The following is an 11,154-nucleotide window of genomic DNA, read 5'->3' as shown; positions in this document are numbered from 1 at the left end:
GGTCAGCGTGACTTTCCTGGAAACTGTCTCTGCGGTTCCGGCCACCGGGCTGTTCGGCCTCGCGTGGCTGCTGATCGCGATCCCGCTGGCAGGCGCTGCCGTCCTGCTGCTCATCGGCAAGGCCTCGAACCCGTGGGGCCACTGGCTGGCCACCGCGGCGTCGCTGGCCTCCTTCGGCCTCGGGGTGCTGCTGTTCACCACGATGCTCTCGGCCGACGAGGCGCAGCGAGCGGTCAGCGTGCCGCTCTACGACTGGATCAGCACCGGCAGCTGGAACATCCACGTCGGCCTGCTGGTGGATCAGTTGTCGATCCTGTTCGTGCTGCTCATCACCGGGGTGGGGTCGCTGATCCACATCTACTCCATCGGGTACATGGAGCACGACGAGCGGCGCCGTCGGTTCTTCGCCTACCTCAACCTGTTCGTCGCCGCGATGCTGACGCTGGTGCTGGCCGACAACTACCTGGTGCTGTTCCTCGGCTGGGAAGGGGTGGGACTGGCCTCCTACCTGCTCATCTCGTTCTGGCAGCACAAGCCCTCGGCGGCCGCCGCCGGCCGCAAGGCCTTCGTCGTCAACCGGGTCGGTGACCTCGGCATCGCGATGGCGATCTTCACCATGTTGTCGCTGTTCGGTTCCGTCGCCTTCGCCGATGTGAACGCCGGCGTCTCCCAGCTCAGCGCCACCTCGGCGACGCTGCTCGGGTGCCTGCTGCTGCTCGGTGCCTGCGGCAAGTCGGCGCAGGTCCCGCTGCACACCTGGCTGCTGGACGCGATGGAGGGGCCGACCCCGGTGTCGGCACTCATCCACGCCGCGACGATGGTCACCGCCGGGGTGTATCTCATCGTGCGCAGCCACGCCATCTTCGCCGCGAGCCCGGCCGCGACGATGGCGGTCGCCGTCGTCGGCGTGGTGACCCTGCTGGCCGGTGCCTGGGTCGGGTCCGCCAAGGATGACATCAAGAAGGTGCTCGCCGGGTCCACCATGTCCCAGATCGGCTACATGATGCTGGCCGCGGGGCTGGGTCCCGCCGGTGCCGCGTTCGCGATCTTCCACCTCATCACCCACGGGTTCTTCAAGGCCAACATGTTCCTCGGTGCCGGTTCGGTGATGCACGGGATGCACGACGACGTCGACATGCGTCACTACGGTGCCCTGGCCTCGGGCATGCGCTGGACCTTCCTGACCTTCGCCATGGGCTATCTCGCGATCATCGGCTTCCCCTTCACCGCGGGCTTCTACTCCAAGGACCACATCATCGAGACCGCGTTCCACGAGAACGTGGTGCTCGGTGTGCTGGCGCTCATCGGTGCCGGGATCACCGCCTACTACATGACACGGTTGATGATGATGACCTTCTTCGGTCGTGCCCGGTGGGAGCAGGGGGTGCATCCGCACGAGTCCCCGGCCGTGATGACCGTGCCGCTGGTGATCCTCGCGATCCTGTCACTCGGTGCCGGTCTCGTGATGAACGGCTGGATCCAGGGGTGGCTGGCACCTGCCACCGGCTCGCACCCGCACGAGACCGGGCTGCTCAACTTCACCCCCGTCGGCCTGGCCGCGCTCGGGGTCGTCGCGGTGGGGGTCGCGATCGGTTGGTTCCTGCACAAGGACGACATCCCACGTGAGGCCCCGGCCACCCGCAACCCGCTGGTGCTGGTCTCCCGCAACGACCTGTACGGCGACCAGATGAACCAGTGGCTCGTCGTCGGACCGGTCTCCGGTGTCTCCCAGGTGCTCGCCCTCGCCGACCACGGCGTGGTCGACGGCGCGGCGCGAGGAGCCGGGGCGGCCTCGGTGGGCCTGGCCGGGTGGCTCCGCAGGACCCAGAACGGCCACTCCCGCTCCTACGGCGTGATCCTGGTGCTCGGCGTCGTCGTGATCGGCGTCATCGCTCTCGTCGGGCAGCTGGTCTGAGGAAGGAACTGACGTGATCAATTCGATTCCCCTCCTGAGCATCCTGGTGGTGCTCCCGCTCGTCGGTGCGCTGGTGCTGGCGTTCCTCAAGGGGCACACCGCGAAGCTGGTGGGCCTCGGGTTCGCGCTGGCCACCACCGTCCTCGGTGTCGTCGGCTTCGTGATCTCCCGCAGCGCGACCCTGACCGAGCAGGTGACGTGGATCCGTGCGATCGGTGCGCACTGGGCGCTGGACCTGGACCCGCTGGCCGCCGTCATGGTGCTGCTGACGGTCATCCTCACCCCGGTGGTGCTGCTGGCCGAGTGGAACGTCGGGGAGAAGGAGGGCGCCCGCTGGGGCACCGGGACCTTCTTCGCGCTGGCCCTGGCCCTCGAGGCGTTCTCGTTGGCGGTGTTCATGGCCAGCGACCTCCTGGTGTTCTACATCATGTTCGAGGCAACGCTGATCCCGATGTACTTCATGATCTCCGGGTGGGGCGGCGAGAACCGCGCCAAGGCGGCCGTGAAGTTCCTGCTGTTCTCGCTGGCCGGTGGTCTGGTGATGCTGTTCGGTGTCGCCGGGGTGTGGGCGCTCACGGCAGGCGCCGGGGAACCGAGCTTCCTCCTGACGGACCTGGCGAGGCTCGACCTGGACTCGGGGATCGGACGCTGGCTGTTCGTCGCCTTCTTCTTCGCCTTCGCGGTGAAGGCCCCGATGGCCGGGCTGCACACCTGGCTGCCCGACACCGCGGAGCAGGCCACCCCGGGAGCCTCGACGATGCTGGTCGGCATCCTCGACAAGATCGGCACCTTCGGGATGATCAAGATCTGCCTCATGGTCTTCCCCGAGGCCTCTGCCTGGGCGACGCCCGTGGTGCTGGTGTGGGCCATCGTGTCGATGATCTACGGCGCCCTGATGGCGCTGAGCAGCCCGGACCTGCTGCGCTTCGTCTCCTACACCTCCGTCAGCCACTTCGGGTTCATGGTCTTCGGGGTCTTCGCCCTGACCACCCAGTCGCTGTCCGGTTCCGTGTTCTACATGCTGAACCATGGTTTCTCCACCGCCGCGTTGTTCCTCGTCGTCGGGTTCCTCGTGGCCCGACGGGGGTCGGCCAACATCGACGCCTTCGGTGGGGTGCAGAAGACGGCTCCGGTGCTGGCCGGTGTGTTCTTGGCCTCTGGTCTGTCGGCGCTGGCGCTTCCCGGCATGTCCAGTTTCGTCTCCGAGTTCCTGGTGATGGCCGGTGCCTGGCAGCGGTACCCGATCCACACCGCCGTCATCACGATCGGCATGGTGCTGGCCGCTGCCTATGTGTTGACCGTGTACAAGAAGACGATGACCGGGCCGGTCACCGACCAGGTGTCGGAGAAGGTGAGTCAGGATCTCGACGGGCGGGAACGCCTGGTCGTGGTGCCGCTGCTGGCCCTGCTGCTCATCCTCGGTTTCTTCCCGAAGCCGGTGCTCGACGTCGCCGATGATGCCGCCGGCATCGTCATGACTTCGCTCGGTGTCACCGATCCCGCCCCCGCCATCCAGGAGAACTGATGAGTCTGCTCGAGATCACCCTTCCGGCTCTGGAATGGATGCTGGAGGCGCCCCTGATCGCCTTGATCGTCGGAGCGACGCTGGGCGTGGCCGTCGAAGCGGTCGTGCCGAGGCATGCCCGCCATGTCACGCAGGTCCTCCTGGCGCTGGTCAGCATCGTGACGGCGCTGGGTCTGACGATCCACAACTGGAGTCAGAACTCCGTCGAGTTGGTGGCCCAGGGTACGTTCGCGATGGACGGTCCGGCCTACTTCTTCTGGACGCTGCTGCTGATCGTCGGGCTCGGTGGAGTGGCGCTCTTCGCGGAGCGCGCCGTCGCCGGGGGAGTGTCCGCCTTCGCGGCCTCGGCGGCGACCGTCCCGGGTTCACCCCTGGAGCGGGAGGCCGAGGCCCAGAAGCGCGAACACACCGAGGTCTTCCCGCTGCTGCTGTTCTCGCTGTTCGGCATGCTGATGTTCGCTGCTGCGAACGACCTGCTGACCCTGTTCGTCGCGCTCGAGGTGTTCTCGCTGCCGCTGTACCTGCTCTCCGGCATGGCACGTCGCCGTCGCTGGATCAGCCAGGAGGCCGCGCTGAAGTACTTCCTGCTCGGTGCGTTCAGCTCCGCCTTCTTCCTGTTCGGTGTGGCGCTGCTGTACGGCTACGCCGGGTCGTTCACCTACCGCTCCATCGCCGAGGCCGTCGGGATGGGGACCGCGCCGTGGTCGCTGCTGCTGGCAGGTCTGGTGATGCTGGCGGTGGGTCTGCTGTTCAAGGTGGGCGCGGTGCCGTTCCACACGTGGACCCCGGACGTCTACACGGGTGCGCCGACCCCGGTCACCGGGTTCATGGCGATCGCGACGAAGACCGCGGCCGTGGCTGCGCTGCTGCGGGTGTTCTACGTGGCACTCGGCGGTGCCCGCTGGGACTGGCAGCCGATCTTCGCCACCATCGCGGTCGCGACGATGGCGGTCGGTGCGTTCATCGGCCTGGTTCAGGAGGACATCAAGCGTCTGCTGGCCTACTCGTCGATCGCGCACGCCGGGTTCATCCTGGCCGGTGTGGTCGCGGTGCAGGTTCCCGGCGAGGGTGTCGCGGTGGCGTCGATGCCTGCCATCGGCTTCTACCTGCTGGCCTACGGTTTGGCGACCCTGGGGGCGTTCGCGATCATCACGATGGTCCGGCGTGCCGGTGGTGAGGCCAACTCGCTCGCTGCCTGGCAGGGGATCGGGCGGAGCAGGCCGGTCGTGGCTGCGGCGATGACGTTGTTCATGCTGAGCTTCGCCGGTATCCCGTTGACGGCTGGTTTCGTCGGCAAGCTGCTGGTGTTCTCCGCTGCGTGGACCGGTGGCTACGGGTGGCTGGTCTTCCTCGCGATCCTCGCCAGCCTGGTGACGGCGTTCTTCTACCTCAAGGTCGTCGTGGCCATATGGTTCAAGGAGCCCGCCCACGGTGAGCAGGGCGAGGTCGCCGATCCGTCCGGATGGACGTGGGGTGTCGTGATCGCGGCTGCTGTGGCCACGGTTTTCCTCGGACTGGTTCCGGGTGGCATCCTTGATCTCGCGGCTTCCGCCGCGCAGTTCATTCGCTGACGGGAGTCGTCTTGGCTGAGTTCGAAGCCCTTTCCGCTCGCTTCGAGGAGGAGTTGCGGCGTGTGGCCGTCGCTGATTCCCCGTTCGTGACGGAAACCGCAACGCACCTCATCGCGGCTGGTGGGAAGCGGTTTCGACCGATGCTGGTGTTCCTGGCCTCCCGGTTCGGGGGCGAGGCCGATGAGGAGCGGCTGCTGAAGGCCGCGATGGTGATGGAGCTCACCCATGTGGCGAGCCTCTACCACGACGACGTCATGGACGAGGCCGAGGTGCGCCGTGCGGCACCGTCGGCCAACTCCCGCTGGGGCAACTCGATTGCGATCCTGGCCGGGGACTACCTGTTCGCGAAGGCGTCGATCCTGGTGGCCGACCTCGGCACCGAGTACGTGCGGTTGCAGGCCGAGACCTTCACCCGGCTGGTGCAGGGACAGATCAACGAGACTCGCGGCCCGGCCGACGGGGAGGACCGGCTGGAGCACCACGTCCAGGTGCTGGCCGACAAGACCGGTTCGTTGATCGCCGCCTCAGCCCTGTTCGGGGCGATGGTGGCGGGGGCACCGGTCGACGCCCAGCAGGCGCTGGCCGCCTATGGTGAGGAGGTGGGGCTGGTGTTCCAGCTGAGTGACGACATCATCGACATCACCTCCGATGTCACGGGCAAGACCCCGGGGACCGATCTCCGTGAGGGGGTCCCGACCCTGCCGACGCTGCTGCTGGCGGCCTCTGATGATCCCCAGGATGCGGAGCTGAAGCAGCTGTTGGCCGGGGACCTGTCCAGCGACGAGGCCTTGGCCGCGGCAGTCGCCGCGCTTCGCAGCCACCGGGTCATCGAGGAGGCGAGGGCGGAGGTCCGTCGTCGTGCGGAACTGGCGAAGGCCCACCTGGCCCCACTGCCCGAGGGTGAGGCCAAGGAGCTGCTGATCAAGGTCTGCGACGACCTGGTCACCCGCTCGGCGTGAGTCTCAGCCCAACTGGAGCAGATCGGTGACGGTGACGAAACGGTAGCCGTTCGACCTCAGACGTTCGATGATCTGCGGAATGGCCTGCTGGGTCCTGGTCCGTCCGTCCCAGGGGTGGAGCAGGATGATGGAGCCCGGCCGGGTGGCGGATACCGTTTCCTCGACGATCTCCTCGGTGGTCTGTTCGACCTTCGCGGAGTAGTCCTCCGCCGCGACGTCCCACATCACGGTGTGGCGATGGTGAGCTGCCAGCCAGGCAGGGAACACGACCAGTTTGCTGCCGTAGGGTGGCCGGACCGTGATCTCGTCATCCCAGCCAGCGTCGCGCAGGCAGGCATCGGTGGGCTCGATCTCGGCGGCGACATCGTGGGGCAGCACCCCGATCATGCGACGGTGGTGCCAGGTGTGGTTGCCCACCTCGTGGCCCTGTGTGATGATCCGTCGGGTGGCATCGGGGTTCTCGGCACAGCCCTCGCCCGTGAGGTAGAACGTCGCCCGGACTCCAGCGGCCTCCAGTGAGGTCAGGATGGCATCGGTGTCAGCGCTGGTGGGACCGTCGTCGAAGGTCAGCGCCACGACCTTCTCGCCGGTGGTCACCCGCTGGGTGAGAGTGCCGAAGAGTTGGAAGCTCCGGGACTTCACGACCTTGTGCCCGATTCCCAGCACCAGCAGGAAGGCCACCACGGTGGCCAGGGTCACGAGGATGCGTCTGCGTCGGTTCGGCATGGGGTCACATCAGCAGTTCGACGGCTCCGCCGTTCCAGCGCAGGCGGGAGGTCTCGTCGACCTTGAACGAACCGACGCGGACGTCGCCGCTGGGCAGGGCCTGCACGAACTGGTAGCGGAGCTGCACGGCACCGTGGCGCAGCGCCTGCACGAAGCCCGGGTGGCGACCTGTGCTCTGGAGAGCGGCGAAGGCATCGGCCAGACGCGTATCACGACCGCTGAGGAGGATCTCCGTGAGGTAGGCGAAGCTGCCCTGCTGGGAATCGCCGTAGGAGTCGAAGTGGTAGTCCTCGCCGCCCTTGGTCTCCTGGAAGATCACCACGTTGTGCGGGTGTCGCGGACCGTCCTCCGAGACGGGCGGGACGTCCGGACCCCCGATGGCCACCTGGGTGAAATGGCCGGGGGATGAGGGCCGGTAGTGTTCCAGCTCGGTGGGGGCCATCCCGACGACCACCCGGTATCCCTGGTCCTCCAGGACGAGCTGACCGCCACGGTCCGCCATCCACTGCGTCCCGCGCTCCAGGGCGAGTTCCGCCTCCTGGGCCTCGATGAGCCGCTGCAGGTGCTCAGTGATGTCGGCACGCTCGGTGTCGCTGATGTCAGTGCGCTGCAGGGCCTGTTGCAGAGCCGCGATGTGTGTGCTGTAGTCCATGGGGGGTTCCTCCACTCGGGGCGACTGCGGACGTGTTCCCACCACCTTATGTCAAGCAGTTCCAGCCACCACAGCCCGGGTGCTGCAGGTTGGGCGTCGGGCTCCGAGCCATCAGGGGGTGCGGGGTCTCCTGGGATGTTCGGATGAGGAGTCGTCGGCTTCGGACGGGCGGCGGGTGTATCCCAGGCGTCTGGCCCGAAGCCATACCCGGAGCACACCAGCGGCACCAGCGACAAGGGCTGCACAGACGAGTCCAAAGGCTCCGGCGGCCACGGCCGAACCCGTTGCGAGTGCCAGCCACAGCAGCACGACCAGCGCACCGAGGGTGCAGCAGGCCCCCACCAGAAGGAATCTCCTGCTGGGAGGTGATTTGCTGAGTCGTTTCTGGGCGATACGGTCGAGCTCGGTGACGTTGATGACCGGTGGCTGGTCAGCATGCAGTAGTTTTGCCAGCCATCGTGTGGATGCGGCTTCCGTCGCGGTGTATCCGCCGAGGGCTGGACCCCTGGTGCACTCCAGCCAGTCCTCGAACCTTGCAGAGAAACGGGCGCCGGGCAGGGTCAGCGAAGGCACCCACTGGGAGCCGTCGAACTCCAACAGAATGCGGCCGATCCGTGTGTCCGCGACATACCGGGGCCACAGATCGACTCCATCGCGCCACGGCAGCTGTTGAAAGGGCGTCCCTTGCCGTGCCAATTCCTCCTGGAGCTGACGCAGTTTTCGCGAGGACCGTTTCAGTTTTGGGTTCGAAGATTCCATCGCTCCGCCTTGCCAGGCCGTCACTTCACGATCAGGCCCGAGTCGGTGACTTGACTCCCCATCCGTCAGGGACGGGTCCGGTGGGTGGTGGCGCGGGGGGACGAGGTGCCCCTGCCGAGGGTGGCACGGCCAGGCCCGAGTCAGTGACCCCCCACCCGGGTGGAACTGGTGCCGAAGGTGCTGCTGGGGCAGGGGCGACGTCTGGAACGCCTCGGCTGAAGAGGCTCTGGACGCCACTCTTCGCAGCGCTGACCCCCTTGCCGATGATCATGCCAGCTCCGGTTGCAACTCCACCGGTACCAGCGCCGACAACGGTGTTGGTGGCAGCGTTCTTCCAATAGGCGGAGCCGCTCAGCCCATCTCGCCAACCTGTGTAGAGGGCTTCGGTGAAACCGCCGACGGCACCGGTGCCCGTCCCGAAGGCGAGTTTCCCCATGAGCGAAAGACCACCACCGGGAACGATCGCTCCGAAGGCGGCGCCGATCCCGACTTGCACCAGGTCTGGCGGTTGCCCTGGGTTCTGAAGTCCTTGGCTGATCATGCTGGTGCCAGCTCCCATGAGGGCTCCGCCGATGATGGTGCCCGCGCCTGGGAAGAGTACGGCAACGCCAGCCCCGATCACGAACAGCGTCGCACCCCCGACGGCGGTTCCGTTGCGTTCCCAGAAACCCGCGGTGTGGTTGCGGTGGGTGTACTCGGCCAGTTCTTGATCTGTGACCGGGCGTAGGCCTTGGGGATCTTGGGCTTGAAGGGGGTTGTTGTTGGCGTAGTGGTAGGGGTTGCCTGCCGTGGGGGAGCCGGTGACGGGGTCAAGAGGGTCGGGTGTGAGGAAGGTGCGTGTGTCGGGCTGGAACACGCGGTGATGGAGCCACTCCAGGCCTGAGATGTGGAGGCCACCATCGGAAGTGATGCTGACACCATCGACGCTCGTGGTGGGAGCAGCGTCCCAACCGGTGGCAGTGTCAAGACGGCCAGTGCGCCAGCTGCTTGGTGACCATTGTGGGCCGATGCTCGTGCCGACAGAGGTGATGGTGATGGTGCGATCGTCGATCTGAAGAGGCTGACCAGAGGAGGTGTTCCAGTAGAGATCGGCGTCGTTGACGCGGGCGAGCTCGCCCAGGGCGTTGACGTGGAGGCTGGTGGCTCCGTGTGGGCCATTGATGTGGGTGAGCCAACCGAGGGCGGACCAAGTGTATTCGATCTGCCCGTGGGGTCCGTGTTCGCTGATGCGTTTCCCGGCCCGGTTGTAGTCGTAATGCGTCGTACCGGAGGGACTGTGTCGTTCCAGCAACTGACCGGCGGCGTCGTGGACGTAGCGGGTGACCGCGTCACCGTCGTGTTCCTCGACGAGACGGCCAGCATCATCGTAGATCCAGGACAGGTTCGTGGTGGGGGTGCGGGCCTCGACCAGTTGGCCGGCCGGGTCGTGCCGGTACCGGGTGGTCCGTCCATCGCGGGTGATCGCTGTGATCCTGCCGTCTTCGTCCCGCTCGATCACTGTGACGTGGGTTCCGTTGCTGGTCTCACTGCGGTGGCGACTCACCTGGCCACCGACGTAGTCCCAGGTGTGGCGACCGGTGGGGGTATGGGCCTCAGTGATCTGCCCAGCCGGGTTGAAGGTCTGCGCGACGCTACCGGCGGGGGTGTCGATGCGGGTGCACAGCCCAAGCGGGTTGTAGTGGTACCGGGTGACATCGCCGTTGGGTGCGGTGACTGCAACACACCGGCCGAGCAGGTCGTAGCCGAACTTGGTGGTGGCCTGGTCACGAGTCTGCTCAACCAATCGTCCAGAGGGATCCCACCGCAACCGATGGGTCACCGGCTCGTCAGGGTCGGTGACATCATCGACGGTCAGGAGCCCGGCTCGGTAGTCATGCCGGTGAGTGGCGGCAATGGTGCCATTGGCGATGATCTGGTGGATGTTCCCCGCACCATCGAAGCTCCATTCGAGGTGTTCCCCGGTGGCGCGTTCATGACCGATGAGTCTTCCGGCGGGATCGTAACGGTATTTCTTGACCCTGCCGAGGGGATCGGTTTCGGTGGTGTTGAGGTTGAGATGATTGAAGGTCCGGTGTGTGACGTTGCCGAGGGGGTCGGTGATCGTGGTGGCCCGGCCCCCGCGGTCGTAGTCATAGCGGGTGACCCGGCCAAGGGCGTCGACCGCTTCGATGAGCTGCCCAGCGGCGTCGTAGTGGAAGCGGCGTTTGCCGAGGAATCGGCTCCAGGTCGCGATGACCCTCCCGGCCAGGTCGTATTGCCATGTTGAGCGGCCATGAACTGGATGTTCCGCTGTTGTGATCCTGCCACAGGAGTCATGGCTGTAACGGATCTCGCCCCCCGCCGGATCGATCTCGGCGATCAGGTGGTTGTCCGCATCGGTGATGAAGGTCGTGGTGTTCCCCACAGCATCAGTGACTCCAGTGAGCTTGCCCGTGACCGGGTCATAGCTGTAGGTGGTGACCGAGCCGTCAGGATGTTTGATCTGCAGGACCCGCCCAGCCAAGTCCCGGGTCAGGGTGGTGACTCCGCCGTCAGGGCTGGTGTATTCGATGGGTCGGCCGCAGGCGTCATACTTGGTGTGGTGGGTGCCGCCTTCTTCTCCACGGGTGAAGGCAATGACTCGTCCGATCCGGTCGGTGACCTGGACACTCTTGGGAGGATCGGGGATTTCGGGGTACTGCCAGGTTTCCAGGTGATCCTTGGAGTATCCGGTGGTCCAGGATCTGCCGGTCGGGTCAGTCTGCCGGGTGAGTTGTCCCATGACGTCGTGGGTGTATTCCCACCGGGCCCCGTCGGGATCGGTGACAGCGACCAGCCGCGACAACGCATCGTGGGTGTATTCCCAACGCCTGCCATCCGGCAACACCGTCGCAGCCAGATGACCCAGATCATCATGGAACGACTGGGTGGTTCGATCCAGGGGGTCGGTGACAGTAGCGACCTCACCGGCGGTGTCGTGGGTGATCTCGGTACGCGCCCCGAGTGGGTCGATGGTGGCGGTCAACCGTCCGGCCGGGGTGTGTTCGAATCCCCACCGGCCTCCGTCC

At 66.3% G+C, this 11,154-nt stretch carries 7 protein-coding genes; 4 read left to right on the top strand and 3 right to left on the bottom strand.

All coding sequences use genetic code 11. The features are described 5' to 3' along the window. The first annotated feature begins 7 nt into the window (after nucleotides 1-7). The 4 genes from nuoL to EII34_RS12340 are packed head-to-tail and all read left to right on the top strand — an operon-like array spanning nucleotide 8 to nucleotide 5,970. Complete coding sequence (gene nuoL / locus EII34_RS12355; protein WP_124845475.1) at nucleotides 8-1,915, top strand: NADH-quinone oxidoreductase subunit L; 1,908 nt, start codon at nucleotides 8-10, stop codon at nucleotides 1,913-1,915. A 13-nt stretch (nucleotides 1,916-1,928) separates the two neighbouring features. After that, the gene (locus EII34_RS12350) at nucleotides 1,929-3,440 is read left to right on the top strand and encodes an NADH-quinone oxidoreductase subunit M (protein WP_124845474.1); all 1,512 of its coding nucleotides are present in this window, start codon (nucleotides 1,929-1,931) and stop codon (nucleotides 3,438-3,440) included. Beyond that, nucleotides 3,440-5,011: an NADH-quinone oxidoreductase subunit NuoN gene (gene nuoN, locus EII34_RS12345; protein ID WP_124845473.1), complete on the top strand. Its 1,572-nt coding sequence runs from the start codon at nucleotides 3,440-3,442 to the stop codon at nucleotides 5,009-5,011. Before EII34_RS12350 ends, nuoN begins: the two co-directional genes overlap by 1 nt. 11 nt (nucleotides 5,012-5,022) lie before the next feature. After that, nucleotides 5,023-5,970, top strand: coding sequence for a polyprenyl synthetase family protein (locus tag EII34_RS12340; protein WP_260425148.1), 948 nt, complete (start codon nucleotides 5,023-5,025; stop codon nucleotides 5,968-5,970). Nucleotides 5,971-5,973: 3 nt separating this feature from the next. Here the strand turns inward: EII34_RS12340 and EII34_RS12335 are convergent, their stop codons facing one another. From EII34_RS12335 to EII34_RS12325, 3 genes are all read right to left on the bottom strand, one after another. Then, complete coding sequence (locus EII34_RS12335) at nucleotides 5,974-6,696, bottom strand: polysaccharide deacetylase family protein (RefSeq protein WP_124845471.1); 723 nt, start codon at nucleotides 6,694-6,696, stop codon at nucleotides 5,974-5,976. 4 nt (nucleotides 6,697-6,700) lie between these two features. Then, on the bottom strand, nucleotides 6,701-7,348 hold the full coding sequence (locus tag EII34_RS12330) for a hypothetical protein (protein ID WP_124845470.1): 648 nt from the start codon (nucleotides 7,346-7,348) through the stop codon (nucleotides 6,701-6,703). A gap of 790 nt (nucleotides 7,349-8,138) precedes the next feature. Continuing rightward, the coding region (locus EII34_RS12325; protein WP_311767291.1) for an RHS repeat-associated core domain-containing protein at nucleotides 8,139-11,154 on the bottom strand (3,016 nt) is incomplete at its 5' end.

It is taken from the genome of Arachnia propionica (genome assembly GCF_003859805.1).
GTDB lineage: Bacteria > Actinomycetota > Actinomycetes > Propionibacteriales > Propionibacteriaceae > Arachnia > Arachnia propionica_C.
Note: the sequence above shows the minus strand (reverse complement) of the source record. Positions and strands in the feature narration are given on the sequence as shown.